The organism is Microbispora bryophytorum, from assembly GCF_006874465.1.
Taxonomy (GTDB): Bacteria; Actinomycetota; Actinomycetes; order Streptosporangiales; family Streptosporangiaceae; genus Microbispora; species Microbispora bryophytorum.
In genome coordinates this window covers 13,329-30,268 of the sequence record NZ_VIRL01000025.1, presented here as the reverse complement: position 1 = coordinate 30,268, position 16,940 = coordinate 13,329, and the positions used below count along the sequence as shown (strand labels likewise).

The 16,940-nt window shown below is 70.2% G+C and carries 15 protein-coding genes and 1 tRNA gene; 9 read left to right on the top strand and 7 right to left on the bottom strand.

Annotated elements, in window-relative coordinates; translation table 11 throughout:
• The first annotated feature begins 4 nt into the window (after window positions 1-4).
• From FLX07_RS31665 to FLX07_RS31650, 4 genes are all read left to right on the top strand, one after another.
• Window positions 5-481: a MogA/MoaB family molybdenum cofactor biosynthesis protein gene (locus FLX07_RS31665; RefSeq protein ID WP_229689765.1), complete on the top strand. Its 477-nt coding sequence runs from the start codon at window positions 5-7 to the stop codon at window positions 479-481.
• An 80-nt stretch (window positions 482-561) separates the two neighbouring features.
• Window positions 562-1,203 (top strand): GNAT family N-acetyltransferase, encoded by a 642-nt coding sequence (locus FLX07_RS31660; RefSeq protein ID WP_142575363.1) that lies wholly within the window; start codon window positions 562-564, stop codon window positions 1,201-1,203.
• Between the two features lie 334 nt (window positions 1,204-1,537).
• On the top strand, window positions 1,538-2,242 hold the full coding sequence (sepX, locus tag FLX07_RS31655; protein ID WP_142575362.1) for a divisome protein SepX/GlpR: 705 nt from the start codon (window positions 1,538-1,540) through the stop codon (window positions 2,240-2,242).
• Window positions 2,243-2,292: 50 nt separating this feature from the next.
• A tRNA-Ala gene (locus tag FLX07_RS31650) sits at window positions 2,293-2,369 on the top strand.
• Between the two features lie 97 nt (window positions 2,370-2,466).
• Here the strand turns inward: FLX07_RS31650 and FLX07_RS31645 are convergent.
• Both FLX07_RS31645 and FLX07_RS31640 read right to left on the bottom strand, forming a co-directional pair.
• Window positions 2,467-2,730, bottom strand: a complete 264-nt coding sequence (locus FLX07_RS31645; RefSeq protein ID WP_142575361.1) for a hypothetical protein — start codon at window positions 2,728-2,730, stop codon at window positions 2,467-2,469.
• A 161-nt stretch (window positions 2,731-2,891) separates the two neighbouring features.
• Window positions 2,892-3,440, bottom strand: a complete 549-nt coding sequence (locus FLX07_RS31640) for a GNAT family N-acetyltransferase (RefSeq protein ID WP_142575360.1) — start codon at window positions 3,438-3,440, stop codon at window positions 2,892-2,894.
• 632 nt (window positions 3,441-4,072) lie between these two features.
• Here FLX07_RS31640 and FLX07_RS31635 point away from each other — a divergent pair.
• Window positions 4,073-5,491: a sensor histidine kinase gene (locus FLX07_RS31635; RefSeq protein WP_142575359.1), complete on the top strand. Its 1,419-nt coding sequence runs from the start codon at window positions 4,073-4,075 to the stop codon at window positions 5,489-5,491.
• A 48-nt stretch (window positions 5,492-5,539) separates the two neighbouring features.
• Here the strand turns inward: FLX07_RS31635 and FLX07_RS31630 are convergent, their stop codons facing one another.
• Together FLX07_RS31630 and FLX07_RS31625 are read right to left on the bottom strand one after the other, a co-directional pair.
• Window positions 5,540-6,472 carry an amidohydrolase family protein gene (locus FLX07_RS31630; RefSeq protein ID WP_142575358.1) on the bottom strand — a complete coding sequence of 311 codons (933 nt, stop codon included), beginning with the start codon at window positions 6,470-6,472 and terminating at the stop codon, window positions 5,540-5,542.
• A gap of 11 nt (window positions 6,473-6,483) precedes the next feature.
• Window positions 6,484-7,440 carry a helix-turn-helix transcriptional regulator gene (locus tag FLX07_RS31625; RefSeq protein ID WP_142575357.1) on the bottom strand — a complete coding sequence of 319 codons (957 nt, stop codon included), beginning with the start codon at window positions 7,438-7,440 and terminating at the stop codon, window positions 6,484-6,486.
• Window positions 7,441-7,520: 80 nt separating this feature from the next.
• Here FLX07_RS31625 and FLX07_RS31620 point away from each other — a divergent pair, with 80 nt between their 5' ends.
• Window positions 7,521-7,931: a VOC family protein gene (locus tag FLX07_RS31620; protein ID WP_142575356.1), complete on the top strand. Its 411-nt coding sequence runs from the start codon at window positions 7,521-7,523 to the stop codon at window positions 7,929-7,931.
• A gap of 67 nt (window positions 7,932-7,998) precedes the next feature.
• Here the strand turns inward: FLX07_RS31620 and FLX07_RS31615 are convergent, their stop codons facing one another.
• Together FLX07_RS31615 and FLX07_RS31610 are read right to left on the bottom strand one after the other, a co-directional pair.
• Window positions 7,999-9,315, bottom strand: coding sequence for a hypothetical protein (locus FLX07_RS31615; protein ID WP_142575355.1), 1,317 nt, complete (start codon window positions 9,313-9,315; stop codon window positions 7,999-8,001).
• A gap of 116 nt (window positions 9,316-9,431) precedes the next feature.
• On the bottom strand, window positions 9,432-10,937 hold the full coding sequence (locus FLX07_RS31610) for a dolichyl-phosphate-mannose--protein mannosyltransferase (RefSeq protein ID WP_208762491.1): 1,506 nt from the start codon (window positions 10,935-10,937) through the stop codon (window positions 9,432-9,434).
• Window positions 10,938-11,145: 208 nt separating this feature from the next.
• Here FLX07_RS31610 and rsmI point away from each other — a divergent pair, with 208 nt between their 5' ends.
• Complete coding sequence (gene rsmI, locus FLX07_RS31605) at window positions 11,146-11,973, top strand: 16S rRNA (cytidine(1402)-2'-O)-methyltransferase (protein ID WP_142575353.1); 828 nt, start codon at window positions 11,146-11,148, stop codon at window positions 11,971-11,973.
• Between the two features lie 237 nt (window positions 11,974-12,210).
• Here the strand turns inward: rsmI and FLX07_RS31600 are convergent, their stop codons facing one another.
• Complete coding sequence (locus tag FLX07_RS31600) at window positions 12,211-13,647, bottom strand: hypothetical protein (RefSeq protein WP_229689764.1); 1,437 nt, start codon at window positions 13,645-13,647, stop codon at window positions 12,211-12,213.
• Window positions 13,648-14,045: 398 nt separating this feature from the next.
• Here FLX07_RS31600 and FLX07_RS31595 point away from each other — a divergent pair, with 398 nt between their 5' ends.
• Together FLX07_RS31595 and metG are read left to right on the top strand one after the other, a co-directional pair.
• Window positions 14,046-15,263, top strand: coding sequence for a glycosyltransferase family 2 protein (locus tag FLX07_RS31595; protein ID WP_208762484.1), 1,218 nt, complete (start codon window positions 14,046-14,048; stop codon window positions 15,261-15,263).
• An 87-nt stretch (window positions 15,264-15,350) separates the two neighbouring features.
• Window positions 15,351-16,940, top strand: a complete 1,590-nt coding sequence (gene metG / locus FLX07_RS31590) for a methionine--tRNA ligase (RefSeq protein ID WP_142575351.1) — start codon at window positions 15,351-15,353, stop codon at window positions 16,938-16,940.

Below are 16,940 nucleotides of genomic sequence, written 5' to 3'. Positions count from 1 at the left end.
GGGCGTGCGCGCGTTGGTGGTGACGGTGTCCAACAGGGCGTCCGCGGGCGTTTACGAGGACCGCTCCGGGCCGCTGCTGGCCTCCCTCCTGAAGGAGGCGGGCTGCGACCGGGTGGACGGGCCCCTCGTCGTCCCCGACGGGGACGCCGTCGAGGCCGCGCTGCGCGAGGGCGTCGCCGAGGGCTACGACGTGATCGTCACCACGGGCGGCACCGGGGTGACGCCTCTCGACCTCACCCCGGAGATGACCCGCCGGGTGCTGGACCGGGAGATCCCCGGCATCGCCGAGGCCGTACGCCAGGTCAACCGGGAGAAGGTGCCGACGTCGATCCTGTCCCGGGGCCTCGCGGGGCAGGCCGGCACGACGCTGGTGGTCAACCTGCCCGGGTCCTCCGGCGGCGTACGGGACGGCATGGCCGTGCTGACCCCGATCCTGGGCCACGTCGTCGACCAGATCCACGGCGGCGACCATGCCCGCTGAGGAGTCCCCTGAGGAGCCCCCCGAGACCGCGGGCGCGTCCTGCGTGGCGCGTTGACCGTCTTCCGGTGGATGATTGACGAATGGATCGACTTCGCGGCTGGCCGGCATCCATGGCCGAAGGGCCCGTCGGGCTGCGGCCGCTGCGCCTGCGTGACGTGCGGGACTGGCGCGACACCCGGCTGCGCAACGCCGAATGGCTCCGTCCCTGGGAACCGAGCAACCCGGAGACCCCGCTGTTTCGCACCGGTCTCGGGCCGTACGTCTCGATGGTCGGCACGCTGCGCCGCGAGGCCCGTCAGGGGCTCGCCATGCCCTGGGTCCTCACGTACGAGGGACGATTCGCCGGGCAGCTCACGGTGGGGGCGATCGTCTGGGGGTCGGCCCGCTCCGCGCAGGTGGGCTACTGGGTGGACGGCGCGCTCGCCGGGCGGGGCATCGTCCCGACCGCGCTCGCCATGGCGGTGGACCACTGCTTCTTCACGACCGGTTTACACCGGATCGAGGCCAACATCCGGCCGGAGAACCACGCCAGCCGCAGGGTCGTGGAGAAGCTCGGTTTTCGCGAGGAGGGCATCCGCCGACGTCAACTGCACATCGACGGCGCCTGGCGCGACCACATCTGCTACGCGCTGACCGTCGAGGACGTGCCGCGCGGACTGCTGGTTCAGTGGCGCCGCACCATGAACTCGGCGGCCCGCCGCAGCGAGTCCAGCCCCGGTTAGAAGACGGCACGCGGCCGGCTGCGACGGCCCACCCCGGCCACCGCACCCGACCACCGCACGCCGCCGCCACCGCACCCCGCCGCCACCGCACCCCGGCCGCCCCATCGAGGTCCTCGGGCGAGCGACGGGCGTGGCCTGTGGGAACCAGCGCTCGCACGGGATCGAATTACATGAAGAGCTTTGACGATCTCGCGACACACCGGACTGAATGCTCGTCATTCAGTGACACACAGTCCTACGGTGCGTGACGTGAACACCTCTCCGCCGACACAGGGCCACGGATGTGTTCACCATGCCCTGGGGCACTTCCGTACGGCGGTACGGAGGTGGCCGCATGGGTAGCGCCCTGCTCTACCTCGCCATCGTCGTCATGTGGCTCAGCGTTCTGCTGCCCATGTGGCTGCGCCGGGACCGGCACGTGGACGACGAGCTGCTCGAGGAGCAGGCGGAGGCGTTCACGCTGTCCGAGCCGCCCGCCGACGCCGCCTCCTACGCCGCCTCCGGCGACTCCGACGGCATCGGTGACGCGGACGGCGGCGACGCCGACACGGTCGTCACCCCGCCGGTCGTGGCCGCGGACTCCGCCGATCTCGCCGTCTCTCCCACTGCGGCGCCGGCTGCCGAGGCCGTCACCGCGGACGAGATCGCGGCGGAGCGGCACGCGCGGGCCCGCCGTGTCGCCGCCCACCGCCGCGCCCGGATCCTCGCCCGGCGCCGGCGCCGGCTGCTGTGGAGCATCCTGCTCGTGCTGGCCTCCGTGGTCACCGCCGCCGTCCGCGTGATGCCCTGGTGGGCCGTCGCGCCCTCGGGCGTGCTCCTTGTGGGCTACCTCGCCGTGCTGCGCGTGGCCGTACGCGCGGACAGGGAGCAGCGGGAGAAGGCCGCCCGCGCACGGGCCGAGCACCTGCGCCGTCAGCGCGAGCGCCGCCGCGCCCTGGCCGAGGCGGCCCGCGAGGCGGAGATCATCAAGTTCGAGGCGCGCAGGCGCGTCCAGGTCTTCGACCAGTACTCCGACGGGCGCCGCGCGTCCGGAGACTGAGTCGGTGGCGCGAACACCCCGGAGAGTTTGCTAATCTAGTCGAGGTCGTTGGGGCTATAGCGCAGTCCGGTAGCGCACTTCGTTCGCATCGAAGGGGTCTGGGGTTCAAATCCCCATAGCTCCACCACGACAGAGGCCGGTTCCGCTCAGCGGGACCGGCCTCTTTGATCTTCCGCGTGACCGACCGAGTGACTACGGGACGACCCCACTGGGGGCGAGTGGTCTCATTCCTCGTCGCGGCTGTGCAGGTAGTCCTCGAAGGTGGGGCGTCGATCCCTGCGGTACCACCACACGATCACGCCCACCAGCGCGGCAGGGGCCACTACGAGCCTGGTCGTCCAGCGGCCCAGTCGACGGACCACCGTGAGCAGTCCCTTGAGCGACTGCCGCGGGTGTCTCAGGGCCATGACGGTCACCATGAAGGCCGCACCGCCGAGGCTGGTCCCCGAGAAGTCGTCGGGGTCGTCTCGCGCCTTCTCCTTGGTCATGATGCTCCTCGGTCACGGTGTTCCGCGTCATGGTGTTCCGCGGTCATGGTGTTCCGCGGTCATGGTGTTCCGCGGTCAAGGTGCGGCGCTGAAGGTGAAGGGCAGGAGCGTGCTGCCGCGGACCGTCGGCCGCCGGCTTTTGACCCTACGTCGCCGACGCGTCAGGCGTCGGGGTCGCGGAACCCGACGGTGTCGTGACGCCAGAACGGCTCGGAGTAGACCAGCGTCCCCGTCATCCACGGCTCATACGCCGGAAGCCTGATCACCTGGAACGCGGCGTCGGAGATACGCAGGGACGGCTTGCGGAAGCCCAGCTCGGCCCCCGGGGTGAAGCCGAAGCGGGAGTAGTAGCCGGGGTCGCCTTCCAGGAAGACGAGGGGGCTCGTCCCTTCGTGCGCAGTCGCGAGCCCAGCCCGGACCAGGGCCGAGCCGATGCCCTGCCGCTGACACTCGGGCAGCACGCCCAGCGGGCTGAGCACCTGCACGTCGACCAGCCGCCGCGGGGCGTCCAGCAGGCTGCGGGTGAACATCACGTGCCCGACGATTTGCCCGGCGTCCTCGGCCACGAGGGCGAACCCCCCGCCGGACCGCATTCCGTCGCGCAGGCTGTCGACCAGGTCGGCCACCGCTTCGCCGTGGTCACCGAACGCTCGGCGATGGACGTGTCGCACGGCGCTGGCGTCGCCCGGCCGCTCTTCTCGAAGCTCCATCCAGGGAGGGTAGAGGCTCTGTCCCGTCGCCGACATCCGGTTTTCAGCCGCCCGCCACGCCCTCCTGTCGAATCACCCGCGAATTGGCTTCACACCAAGGTTCTGGGGGTCGAATTCTCATGGCTTCACCACGACGAAGGCCCGTCGGGTGATCCACGGGCCTTTTCACTGCTCAGAGTCGTAATGCTCGGTAAAGGTGCGGAAGTGTCAGTCGTGATGAATACCTTCGCCCACTATGCGTGCCCCGTACGCATGGTCTGTTCTCTTTCCGGCAGCGGCCCCCCTGACCGAAGGTCCCGCGAACTGCCGCCGAGCTACCGGCAGTTCCTCCTGTTCGCCGACGGTTGGGGTGCAGCGGACGATGAGTACTGCATTCGGTCTGTCGCGACAGCAGGCTGGCTCCGTGACCTCGAACCCTGGCTCGCCGAGGGGTGACGTCCTGCCGGCCGTCGAGGAGGGCGGATCCCGTGGCCGGCGGCTGTCCCCACGTGCTGTCAGGTGGAGGAGACGCGGAAGAAATCCGGCGTTCTGCAGGAGATACGGCCAGGGCCTTTACACTCCATGGAAATTGACGGGGTGCCTCTTTTCCGGCCCTTTTCGCCCCATGTGGTCCACTGTCCGAAGGGGACAGGATGAACCTGCAGGGCCGTTTCTCCATCACCAGCCGCATCACCCTGTTCACCGGGGTGGTGGCCACACTGCTGTGTGCGCTGCTGGCCCTGCTCCTCATGATGGCCGTGCACCAATACGCCAGCGAAAGCGTCACCAAGGAGACCGCGGCGGCGGGCGGTCGGGTGGCCGTCCAGATGGAGCGGGGACAGCTGGTTTATCCCCTTGCCGAGCGCAAGTTCCGCCACCTTCAGGTGGTCGACCCATCCGGCCGTGTGGTCGCTTCGACCTCCGATATCCGGGGCTTGCCGAGGATGGCGCCCTTCACCCCGCACGACAGCGCGAACAGCGCGACCTGCGTGGTGTGCGGCGGCATCTTCCCGGCTGCCGACTGCTACATCGTCGTGGGACAGTGGGCGCACCGAGCGGGCGAGAGGTGGATGGTCTACAGCGCTTCCCCGGTGGTGCCCCTGTCGGTCGACCCCCGCCTGGCCACGCTGGTGGGGCTGGGCGCGGTGGCGCTGGCCGCGGCCATCACCTATCTCGGCTACCGGAACGTACGGGCGTCGCTCAAGCCGGTGAACGCCATCCGGGCGGAGCTCGACGAGATCAACGAGGAGTGCCCGAGTCGCCGTGTACCGGTGCCGGCCACGGACGACGAGATCAACAGGATGGCCGAAAGCGTGAACCACACGCTCAGCCGGTTGGACGACGCGCTGCGAAAACAGCGCGAGTTCGTCTCCAACGCCTCCCACGACCTGCGCACTCCGATAGCCGCCATGCGTGCGGAGGTGGAGGACGGGCTTCTCGCGCCGGAGGAGACCAGTGTGTGTGAGCTGGGTTCGGTCCTTCTGCCCAGCATCGAGCGGCTGCAGGCGATCGTGCACGACCTGCTCATCCTCGAACGACTCGACCATGGCATGCGCGGCGAGCAGGACCGGTTCGATCTGGCCGAGGTCGCGGCCGCCGAGGTGCGCACCCGCCGTCATCCGGTCAAGCGAATCGAATGCGCCCTCCAGCCGGGGGCGCTCGTGCTCGGCGACAGGGTGAATCTGTCCCGCCTGCTGACCAATCTCCTCGACAACGCCGAACGGCACGCCTGCTCGACGATCACCGTGTCCGTACGGCACGAGCCGGGCGGCGACTGCGGCGATCGGCGCTTTCCGCAGGGCAGCGTGGTGCTTGAAGTCGTCGACGACGGGCCCGGCATCGCACGGGACAAGCGCGAGATGGTGTTCGACCGGTTCACCCGGTTGGACTCGGCTCGCAGCAGGGACGCCGGAGGCGCGGGGCTGGGGCTGGCGATCGCCAGGCAGATCGCGGAGAGCCACGGAGGCAGCCTGACGATCGAGGACAACCCCATCGGCGCCTGCTTCGTCCTGTGCCTCCCGTCCGCTCGTGCCGACGTGACGGCACCCGCCGACGACAGCGTGTCTTCCTGAACCCCGATCCGCAGGGAAACCTCCCACGCGGATCACGGCGGTCGCCTCTCACCTCCGGCGGTCCGTCTCGTACAGACCGAAGATCCTGGCGGCGTTGTCGTGACAGACGGCGCGCAGCCACTCGTCTTTCCGTCCAGCGGAGGGAAGTTCCAGGCGGGCCAGGGCCGACAGCGCCTCCGCGTACGGGTAGGGGATGTTGGGGAAGTCGGTGCCGAGCAGGACGCGGTCCTGAAGCTCCAGCAGCAGCGGGACGGCCTCCCGGGGGAAGGGCGCGGTCTTCTCGGTGAAGCCGGTGAAGGCCATCGTCGTGTCCAGGCAGACCTTCGGGTAGCGCAGGGCCAGGGCGAGGAACTCGGCGTACTCGGGACTGCCCATGTGGGCGATCACGAGCGGCAGCCGGGGGTGCCGGGCGAGCAGGGCCGCGATCGGCTCCGGCCCGGTGTGCGGGCCGGGGGCCGGGCCTGATCCGCAGTGCGTCACCACCGGGATGCCGTGGTCCTCCAGCAGCCCCCAGACCTCGTCGAGCAACGGGTCGTTCGGGTCGTACCCGCCGACCTGGAGGTGCGCCTTGAACACCCGGGCGCCCGCCTCGATCGCCCGCGCGACATACCGCGCGGCGCCGGGTTCGGGGAAGAACGTCGCCGTGTGCAGGCAGTCGGGCACCCGGGCGGCGAAAGCGGCGGCCCAGTCGTTCAGCCACTCGGCCATGCCGGGTTTGTGGGGGTAGAGCATGGAGGTGAACGCCCGCACGCCGAAGGCTCTGAGCCGTTCGACGCGGTCGTCCTCGGGCAGCCGGTAGGTGATCGGCCAGGTCCGGCCGACGAGCGGCCCGGCGGAGTCGAAGTAGGCCCACACCTTCGTCAGGACGCGTTCCGGCATGAAATGGGTGTGGATGTCGATCAGACCGGGCAGGCCCAGCCGCCGCCAGAACGCGTTCACGTGTCGGATGTCGTCGTCCGCGGCAAGTGTCTCCTCCGGCATGACCTCAGACGCTACCCGCCTCCCGCGGCGAGGTAGCGCGCGGCCAGCGCACGCAGGTGGGCGCGCAGCTCGGGCGGGTCGAGCACGGTGAAGGGCACGTCGAGCGCCGTGAGGAAGGCCGTCAGGTTGTGGAGCGAGTCGCCGCCGGTCTCCAGCACACAGGCGTCCGCGCCCTCGGCGCGCAGCAGCCCGGCCGCGGGGGTGAGCCGCGCGCCCACGACCTCGACGGGGGCGTGCAGCCGTACGACCGCCCGGTGTCTCCAGGCGGCCGAGCCCGCCCCGCGTACGACGTGGGCGGCGGCGTCGCCCTCGGGCGGTTCACGCGGGGTGAAGCGGGGGCCGTTCGGGACGCGGAGCCGCACGCGGTCGGCGCGGAAGGTCCGCCAGTCACCGCGGTCGGCGTCCCAGGCCAGCAGATACCAGCGCCGGCCGGTGAAGACGAGCCGGTGCGGCTCGGCGGTGCGGCGTCCCTCGTGCCCCCGGTGGTCGAGGTAGTCGAACCGCAGCGTCTCGTGGTCGCGGACGGCCGCGGCGATCGCGGTCAGCGTCTCGGGGTCCACCGTGGGACCGTGCCCCGGCACCGCGACCGTCGCGGCGCGCACGGCCTCGATCCGGTGGCGCAGCCGGGACGGCAGCATCCGCTGGAGCTTGGCGAGCGCGCGCAGCGAGGTCTCCTCGATGCCGGTCACGGTGCTGCCCGCGGCGGCCTGCAAACTGACGACCACCGCGACGACCTCCTCGTCGTCCAGCAGCAGCGGGGGCAGCGAGGACCCCGCGCCCAGCCGGTATCCGCCGGCCGTGCCGGTGGCCGAGCGGATCTCGTATCCAAGGTGGCGCAGCCGTTCGACGTCGTTGCGCACGGTCCTGGTGGTCACGCCGAGCCGGTCCGCGAGGTCGGCGCCGGACCATCCGGGCCGGGTCTGGAGCAGCGCCAGCAACCGCAGCAGCCGTACGGAGGTTTCCAGCATGCTCACAGTCTCCCGCGCATTGCGGAACCGTACGTTCCTCAAGCCCTCCTAGCGTTTGTCTCCGAGGAAGGGAGCACGAGATGTTGCGTGGACTGACGACCGTGAACTTCTGGGCCGACGACGTCGAGGAGGCGACGCGGTGGTACGCCGAGGTGCTCGGCGTGGAGGCGTACTTCGAGCGCAGGGGGCCGGACGGGCGGCTCGCCTACGCCGAGTTCCGCCTCGGTGACCATCGGCACGAACTCGGTTTCATCGACCGGCGCTATGCGCCGCACCCGACGGCCGAACCGGCCGGGGCCGTCGTCTACTGGCACGTGGACGACCTTACGACGGTGCTGGACAGACTGCTCACGATGGGCGCGAAACAGCACGAGGCGCCGACGGAGCGCGGCCCCGGGTTCGTCACCGCCTCGGTCGCCGACCCGTTCGGCAACATCCTCGGGATCATGTACAACGCCCACTACCTGGAGGTCCTCGAAGGCCGCGGCTGAAGGTCGCGGGCGCCCCGCGCGGCAGGGGGAAGCCCGGCGTGTTCAGCCGGGGTCGGCGTACTGCGTTCTAGCCGAGGCCGGCGTACTGACGCGGCCGCAGGGCCTGGGCGCGCAGCGCGGCCAGCGCGGCGCGCCGCCCGGCATTGGTGAGCCGCCACGGCGGGGCGTCCGCCGCCTCCGGCCGGTGGGCCGCGGTCCCCAGCCCGAGGGCGTCGAGGCGGTGCCGGAGCCGGGCGAGCGGGCCGATGAGGTCGGCGCCGCCGACCCGGCCGCCGTCCGTGGCGCGCCAGCCCTCGCCGTTGACCACCTCGGCGACCCGGTCGCGCAGGTCGTCGTCCCGCACCACGTCGCGGTCCACCAGGATCATCAGCGCCGACTCGCGGATCGAGACCTCGAAGTCGTGCTCCCCGGGGGCGGCGACGAGCAGCGTGGGCGCGGCCGCCTCCCACATTGCGGCACGGTCGTCCAGCAGGTTCCTGCCCGTGGTGGTGAGCACCAGCCTCCGGCCGCTGCGCCGCAGCGCCCCGAGTTCGTGTACGGCGATCTGCCGCAGCTCGGTGAGAGCGGGCACGTCGGCCTCACCGCGCACCACCCCGGACCTGGTCCGACTGCCCCAGCCGAAGCGGTCGGCCGCCTCGGTGGCCACGGCGCGCCCGACGTTGAGCCGCTCGGTCAGACGGACCCCGGTGCGGGCCAGGCCGAGCAGCCAGCGCAGCGGCTCCAGATGCGGCTCGTCCGGAGCCGCGATGGGGGCGTGCAGCCGCACCTCGAAGGGCTGGGCGAGCTCGCGGCGGGCGCTGCCACGCCCGAGCACCCAGCGGTTCAGCCGCTCGCCGTGCACCCGGTGCAGCCAGCAGTCGCCGCCCAGCTCCGCGCGGGGCGCGGTGAGCCAGCGGCGGGTCAGCTCCTCACGGTCCACCGGGTCGCCGGTGACGATGGCCAGCTCCAGGGCGGCGGCGCACGCGACGTGCGCCCCGAGCTCCTCCGGCCCCATGATCGAGCTCCACGAGAGCTCGGCGATGTCCGGAGGCAGCACCCCGGTGGCCTCGAGCTCACGGTGGTAGGCCGCGGCCCCGGCCTCCTCGCCCTCCCTGGCGTACGTCAGCAGGATCCGGGTGGTGGCAGGGGAGTCGCACAGGGCGGCGTAACGCTCCATGCCCGCGAGCCTGAGCAGCCGGCCGAGCGCCCTGGCGATCGTCGCCTGGTCGCCCGGCACCTTGATCGGCAGCGTGTACCAGAGGAACTCGCACACGTCGAACTGGCTGATGGTCTCCAGCGCCTCGCCGCCGGCGAGCCACTCGACCGCGACGCGGGCGAGCTCGGCGACGTCCGGCTCGGAGCGCTCCAGCTGGGCGAGGAGCGCGGCGACGTCAGGTGCGGGCATGACCCGCAGTCTGCCGTATCGACCCCATCGTTGACGACGACCCTGCATCACTCGCGACCACCCCCCCTCTGGGTGCACCCTAGGGCGCGACGTACGCGCCCAACGATACGGGGGTGTCAGATCCACGAGTCGAACAGCATCCTCGCGTGCCAGGAGTCGTACGGGATGGGTTCGGCGGCGATCACGGGATAAAGCCACCAGAAGTTGACCAGAGCCAGGAGCACGAACGCGCCGACCACAGCGGTGCCGGTCACGCGCCGGTTGGGCCGGGCCGGGCTCTCCTTCCCGATGATCAGCCCGCAGGCCAGCACGATTGCCAGGATCATGAACGGCACCATCGGCATCGCGTAGAACATGAACATCGTCCGGTTGTCCGCGATGGCGAAGTAGAACCACGGCAGCCATCCGGCGGCGTAGCCGAGCAGCACCCCGCCGGCCCGCCAGTCGCGGGTCGCGACGTACCAGGCGATCATGCCGATCAGCGCGAGCAGACCGGCGAACCAGATGACCGGGGTCCCGGTGCCGAGGACCGCCCAGGAGCAGGAGTCGGCGCCGCAGTTCTTCGGCGACTCGTAGAAGAACGCGACGGGACGCAGCAGCATCGGCCACTGCCACGGCTCGGACTGGTAGGGGTGGCTCGACTCCAGGCCGGTGTGGAAGGTGAGCACCTGCTTCTGGTAGTCGAGCCACGAGCGGAGCGAGTCGATGACGAAGTAGACCGGGCCGCTCGACGTGGCCTGGTCCCAGTTGCGGCCATATCCCTTGTCGGTGACGAACCACCCCGTGAACGACACCGCGTAGGTGACGATCGGGACGACCGCCATCCACGCCGCGGCGAGCGGCAGGTCGCGGCGGACGACCGTGCCGTACGGCCGGGGCGTCCCGACGGCCCGCCGGGCGCCCGCGTCCCACAGCAGCGTCATGATCGCGAAGGCGGCGATGTAGAAGCCGCCGGTCCACTTGGTGGCCACGGCCAGGCCGAGGAGCACCCCGGCGGCCAGGCGCCAGGGCCGCAGGCCCAGCCGCGGACCGTCCGCGGGCGACCCCGCCTCGTGCCACTCGGCGAGCCGCCGGCGGGACCAGTCCCGGTCGACCACGAGGCAGGCGAAGCCGGCGAGCACCCAGAACATCAGGAAGATGTCCAGCAGCGCCGTACGGGACAGCACGAAGTGGAGGGCGTCGAGGCACAGCAGCAGGCCGGCCACGCAGCCGAGCAGCGTCGAGCGGGTCATCCTGCGGGCCGTGCGGGCGAGGATCAGGATGGACAGCGTGCCGAGCAGCGCGGCGACGAAGCGCCAGCCGAACGGGTTCGCTCCGAAGATCAGCTCGCCGAGGCCGATCAGCCACTTGCCGACCGGCGGGTGCACCACGTAGGAGGCGCACTCGCTCACCGAGCCGCACTGCTTGAAGATGTTGTCGTTGCCGGCGAGCAGGAGCTTGTCCGCGCCGTCCACGAACTGCCGTTCGACGCCGTACCTGATGGTGGCGAAGGCGTCCTTGGCGTAGTACGTCTCGTCGAAGACGACGGAGTGCGGGGTGCCCAGCCGGTAGAACCGGAGGAACCCGCCGAAGAGGGCGACCAGGATGGGGCCGAGCCAGCCCCACATGGCGCTGCCGGGCATGGGCGGCACGAGCCGGTCGCGCAGGGAAACCGCGGGAGCACTGTCCTGTGGTCCCTCTTCCGGCTGCTCGAACGCCTTGTGAGAATAGTCGGTCACGGCCACGCGGACAGATTACTGGTGAGTCCCCGCCAAGGACATGGGTCGCGCGTGTATTGGGCCATCCGGCCGTTCGTCGATGAATGTTTCACGCCCGCCATAGGGTGGACGGGTGCTCGTTCTCGCCGCAGCCCCGATCGGCCAGCCCAAAGACGCGTCCCCACGGCTGCGGGAGGTGCTCGCCGCGGCCGACGTGATCGCCGCGGAGGACACCCGCCGGCTGCGGCGGCTCGCGTCCGACCTGGAGATCGCCATCGGCGGCCGCGTGGTGTCCTACTACGACGCCAACGAGAGTGCCAGGGCCGCCGAGTTGCTGGAGGCGCTGCGCGAGGGCCGGACCGTCGTCGTGATCACCGACGCGGGGATGCCAGGTGTCTCCGACCCCGGCTATCGGCTCACCCGCCTCGCGGTCGAGGCCGGCCTGCCCGTGACGGCGCTGCCCGGCCCGTCGGCGGTGACGACCGCCCTCGTCGTCTCCGGCCTGCCGAGCGACCGGTTCTGCTTCGAGGGGTTCCCGCCGCGAAAGCCGGGGGAGCGGGCCAGGCGGCTGGCGACGTTGGCGGACGAGGAGCGAACGATGGTGTTCTTCGAGGCGCCGCACCGCCTGCAGGCGACCCTGGAGGCCATGGCGGAGGCCTTCGGCGCGGAGCGGCCGGCCGCCGTCTGCCGGGAGCTCACCAAGACCTACGAGGAGGTGCGGCGCGGCGGCCTCGGCGAACTGGCCGAATGGGCCGCGGGCGAGGTCAGGGGCGAGATCACGCTGGTGGTGGCGGGACGGACCGCGCAGGACGCGCCGGGCATCGAGGAACTGGTCGAGGAGGTGGCCAGGCGCGAGGGCGCCGGCGTGCCGCGCAAGCAGGCCATTGTCGAGGTGGCCAAGTCGGCCGGCGTCCCCAAGCGCGACCTCTACAACGCCGTCCACACCACCCCACCGTCGTGATCTTGTAGTTTGTGGCACCAATGTGGGCTGACCCGGGTCGGCATCCTTTGTGATCATGCAGTGAGACGGGGCGGGGCCCCGTCGGCCTGGCCGTACGCGTTCCGTGATCATGCAGAAGTCGTGGGCTGTCCGGTCGTACCTCTTGCATCGAAGACTGCAAGATCACGAAGTGGAAAGCCACAGGTCGCGCCGTGCGTCGGGGTGAGACTGCATGATCACAGAGTCTGGCCGCCCAGGTCAGCGGCCATGTCTGCGACTAACTACAAGATCACGCGCGGTGAGGGCGGCGGCGAGGCAGGCGAGGGGGGCGGCGGGCAGCAGGTAGCGGTAGTCGAACTCTGCGGTCGCCGCCGGGGCCAGGATCAGTCCCACCGCCCCCAGCCAGGGCAGCAGCTCGGGCCCGCCGAGGTCGCGCCAGCGCCGCGCCACGCCGTACAGGCCGAACAGCAGCAGCAGGCCCAGCACGATGCCCGGCAGTCGTACGACCTTCTGGTAGCCGATCATGATGTCCGACCACGGCGAGACCACGTGCGTGGCGGCCGGGCCGTTCTCGTACGCCTCGGCGTCCTTGTCGGTGGTGCTGTGGTAGGAGCTCCACTTGGGCAGCTTGCGGGTGTACTCGTTGTCGAACTCGTACTGCAGGAAGGTCTTGGCGTCGGGGAACCGCGGCCGGCCCCACTGGAAGGCGCGGAAGAAGTCCTTGGCCACCGCGGCCACGTAGTCGCCCGGCTGGGACAGGATCGCCTTCTTCGCGAACGTGCTCGCGTTCGCGTTGATCTCCGGGGTGAACTTCATGCCCGAGCCGAACACGTGGAGCTGGTTCTGGTCGTCCCACCACAGGTACGCCTGCGCGGACAGGCCGCGGTCCTTGGGCGCGACGTTGATGCACAGCAGCGCCAGCTCAAGCTCGCGGCGCTCGTCGACGTTCATCTTGTGGCAGTCGGCGAACAGCGACGTCCTCATGTAGAGGATCACCCCGTCGCTGTTGGTCATCGCGAACTGGCCGTTCACCGCCTTGAACCAGCCCATGTAGGCGAGCACGGGCAGCGCGCACGCGGTGATCATGGCGGCGATCGGTTTCCAGCCCGCCCGCTTGATCACCAGATAGACCACGACCAGGGCGAGGATGGGCAGGCCGATGCTCCGGGTCAGCGCCGTCAGCGCGAGCAGCAGGCCGACCACGGTCCCGCCCCGCCAGGTCATCGACTCCCGCCACAGCACGAGCGTCACCACGCCCACGACGAGCAGGATGAACATGGTGTCCGACATGATCAGCTGTTCGAGCTGGATCTGGTAGGCGTCGAACATCACGGGGGCGGCGGCCAGCGTCGCCCCCCAGCCTGGCATCCCAAATCTTCTGGTCAGCAGCGCATAGATAAGGAACGCCGCCGCCAGGCCCATGAGGTGCTGGGTCAAAACCACGAGCGAGAAACTGTGGAACGGCTTGAGCAGCAGCAGCCAGAAGCTGTACCCGTCCGGCCGGATCGGGTGCGGACGCGGGCGCAGCGCCACGGACACGTAGTCGTAGGAGTCGTTGAACCACATGGCCGGGCCGAAGCCCAGCATCGTGACGATCCGCAGCACGAAGGCGACGCCGAGCGTGACCGCGAAGACCCGGTGGCGGCGCAGCAGGGCGAGTGGACGGCCCCGGCCGCCGGCCGGGGAGGCGTCCACTGACGGAGGATCCGCGATCGCGACCATCAAAGTCGCGCGGATTCGACCGCCTGCTTCGGCAGGCGGGTGAGTCCGCGCTTCCTCCCCTCGAATCTCGCCGGTGCCTTCCAGTGCACATCCGCGGGCGCGTGGCGAAGGAGAGCTCCGCCACCTGGGCGGAGTTCCGCCGCCTCACCTGCGGACATACCGTGCGCGCCGGCGTGGCCGGCGTGCTGGGAACTGTCCGGGCCGGGCTCGTCCTCTGCGTCGCCGCTCGGCCGGCGACGCGGGAAGCCCGCCGCTCCAGCGGTGGGTGGAGTCACGGTTACAGAATGCCAGCCGTTTCGCGGACTTGACTCGGACGCTACTGGGAAGCGGGCATCATTGGTGTCCTGCCGTCATATGCGAGGAGTTGCGACGTGGAACTTACCGTTGTCATGCCATGCCTCAATGAGGCCGAGACCGTTGAGATCTGTGTTCGCAAGGCTCTCACCTGCATGCGCGAAAACGGGATCGACGGTGAGGTGGTCATCGCCGACAACGGCAGCACCGACGGTTCGCAACAGCTGGCCCGTGACGCGGGCGCCCGGGTTGTCCATATTGACGAGAAGGGTTACGGCAATGCCCTGATCGGCGGCGTCCGCGCCGCCCGCGGCAAGTACGTCATCATGGGCGACGCCGACGACTCCTACGACTTCACCAGCCTGGTGCCCTTCATCGAGCAGCTTCGGGACGGCGCCGAGCTGGTCATGGGCAACCGGTTCCGCGGCGGCATCGCCCCGGGCGCCATGCCCCCGCTCCACCGTTACCTGGGCAACCCGGTCCTGTCGTTCGTCGGCCGGCTGTTCTTCCCCAGCGAGATCGGTGACTTCCACTGCGGCCTGCGCGGCTTCCGCCGCGACTCGATCCTGCGGCTGGGGCTCCAGACCGGTGGCATGGAGTTCGCCTCCGAGATGGTCGTGAAGGCGACCCTGCAGGGGCTCGACGTCCGCGAGGTGCCCACCACCCTGTCGCCCGACGGCCGCTCCCGCCCGCCGCACCTGCGCTCCTGGCGGGACGGCTGGCGCCACCTGCGCTTCCTGCTGCTCTACAGCCCGCGCTGGCTGTTCTTCATCCCGGGCCTGGTGCTGATGAGCCTCGGCCTCGTCGCCGGGGCCACGCTGTCGTTCGGCCCGGTCTACATCGGCAAGCTCGCCTTCGACGTCGACACGCTGGTGGGCGCGTCCGCGATGGTGATCATCGGCTTCCAGGCCGTGCTGTTCGCGTTGTTCACCAAGGTGTACGCGGCGGAGGAGGGCTTCCTCCCCGAGGACCGGCGCATCCGCAGGCTGGTGGACGTCGTCACGCTGGAGAAGGGCCTGCTCGCCGGTGGTGCCCTGGCGGTGGCCGGTCTCGCCGGCCTGGTGGCCTCGCTCGCCCACTGGGGCGGCCGCGGCTTCGGCGAGCTGATCCCGGCCGAGTCGCTGCGCCTGGTCGTGCCGTCGGCGACCGCGTTCGTCATGAGCTTCCAGACGATCTTCGCGTCGCTGTTCATCAGCATCCTCGGCATCCGCCGTACGCGGGAGAACCCGGTCGACATCGCGGCGTCCGCCGCCGAGGAGGCCGCCGAGGCCGTCACCCGCGAGTCCGTGGCCTAGAACCGTGTCTGCTGGGCCGCGTCCCTGACGACGCCACCGGCGTTTTATCCCGGGGAGTCATCTCCCCGGGGCCGATAGGATTCGCACATGGCGGCTACAGGAACGACTGCATCATCCGGGGAGTCGGCGTTCTACGTGACGACGCCGATCTACTACGTCAACGACGCCCCGCACCTGGGCCACGCCTACACGACCGTCGCGGGCGACGTGCTCACCCGCTGGCACCGTCAGCGCGGCGAGAAGGTGTGGTACCTCACGGGCACGGACGAGCATGGTCAGAAGATCATGCGTACGGCCGAGGCGAACGGCATGACGCCCCAGGAGTGGTGCGACAAGCTCGTCGAGGACGCCTGGAAGCCGCTCTGGGAGCACCTTCAGATCGCCAACGACGACTTCATTCGCACGACCGAGCCGCGCCACACCGACCGCGTGCAGGAGTTCGTGCAGGACCTGTACGACAAGGGCGAGATCTACCGGGGCGAGTACGAGGGCCCCTACTGCGTCGGCTGCGAGGAGTACAAGTCGCCCGGCGATCTGCTGGAGGGCGACCTGTGCCCGATCCACAAGCGCCCGGTCGAGTGGCTGAAGGAGGAGAACTACTTCTTCAGGCTCTCCGCGTACGGCCCGCGCCTGCTGGAGCACTACGAGCAGAACCCGGACTTCATCCAGCCCGCCTCCGCCCGCAACGAGATCGTGCAGCTCGTGAAGCAGGGCCTGCAGGACCTGTCGATCTCGCGCTCGACGTTCGACTGGGGCGTCCCGATCCCGTGGGATTCCAAGCACGTCATCTACGTCTGGATCGACGCGCTGCTCAACTACGCGACCGCGGTCGGGTACGGCTCGGACCAGGCGAAGTTCGACGCCACCTGGCCGGCGAACGTCCACCTGGTCGGCAAGGACATCCTCCGGTTCCACGCGGCGATCTGGCCGGCCATGCTTATGGCGAACGACCTGCCGCTGCCGCGCAAGGTGTTCGCCAACGGCTGGCTTCTGGCCGGCGGCGAGAAGATGAGCAAGTCCAACCTCACCGGCATCTCGCCCCGCGAACTGACGAGCCACTTCGGCGTGGACGCCTACCGCTACTACTTCCTGCGGGCGATTCCGTTCGGCCAGGACGGCTCGTTCTCCTGGGAGGACTTCTCCGCCCGCTACACCTCCGAGCTCGCCAACGACTTCGGCAATCTGGCGTCCCGGGTCGCGGCCATGGTCGGCAAGTACTTCGACGGAACCCTTCCCGAGGCGACGGACGCGGGTCCCGCCGAGCGGGCGATCGCGGACGGCCTGGCCACGGCGGTGGCCCGGGCGGACACCTTGATCGGTGACAACCTGGACTTCGCGGGCGGCATCGGCGCCGTCTTCGACTTCGTCAAGCAGGTCAACGGTTACCTGAGCGAGCAGGCGCCGTGGAAGGTGGCCAAGGACGACTCGCCCGAGGGGCAGGCGCGGCTCGCCACGATTCTCTACACGGCGGCCGAGTCGCTGCGCGCGATCGCGGTCCTGCTCCACCCGATCATGCCCACCACGAGCGCCAAGCTGTGGGCGTCCATCGGGGCGGAGCCGCATCTGGGCGCGCTCGCCGGCCAGCGGATCGCCGACGTCGCCACCTGGGGCAGGCTGCCCGCCGGGGCCCAGGTCGTCAAGGGCGAGATCCTCTTCCCGCGGCTGGAGAACGCCTGA

Coding starts and splice junctions, on each gene's coding strand:
- FLX07_RS31660 (WP_142575363.1), top strand. CDS start 562: ATGGATCGACTTCGCGGCTGGCCGGCATCCATGGCCGAAGGGCCCGTC.
- sepX (WP_142575362.1), top strand. CDS start 1,538: ATGGGTAGCGCCCTGCTCTACCTCGCCATCGTCGTCATGTGGCTCAGC.
- FLX07_RS31645 (WP_142575361.1), bottom strand. CDS start 2,730: ATGACCAAGGAGAAGGCGCGAGACGACCCCGACGACTTCTCGGGGACC.
- FLX07_RS31640 (WP_142575360.1), bottom strand. CDS start 3,440: ATGGAGCTTCGAGAAGAGCGGCCGGGCGACGCCAGCGCCGTGCGACAC.
- FLX07_RS31635 (WP_142575359.1), top strand. CDS start 4,073: ATGAACCTGCAGGGCCGTTTCTCCATCACCAGCCGCATCACCCTGTTC.
- FLX07_RS31630 (WP_142575358.1), bottom strand. CDS start 6,472: ATGCCGGAGGAGACACTTGCCGCGGACGACGACATCCGACACGTGAAC.
- FLX07_RS31625 (WP_142575357.1), bottom strand. CDS start 7,440: ATGCTGGAAACCTCCGTACGGCTGCTGCGGTTGCTGGCGCTGCTCCAG.
- FLX07_RS31620 (WP_142575356.1), top strand. CDS start 7,521: ATGTTGCGTGGACTGACGACCGTGAACTTCTGGGCCGACGACGTCGAG.
- FLX07_RS31615 (WP_142575355.1), bottom strand. CDS start 9,315: ATGCCCGCACCTGACGTCGCCGCGCTCCTCGCCCAGCTGGAGCGCTCC.
- FLX07_RS31610 (WP_208762491.1), bottom strand. CDS start 10,937: ATGCCCGGCAGCGCCATGTGGGGCTGGCTCGGCCCCATCCTGGTCGCC.
- metG (WP_142575351.1), top strand. CDS start 15,351: ATGGCGGCTACAGGAACGACTGCATCATCCGGGGAGTCGGCGTTCTAC.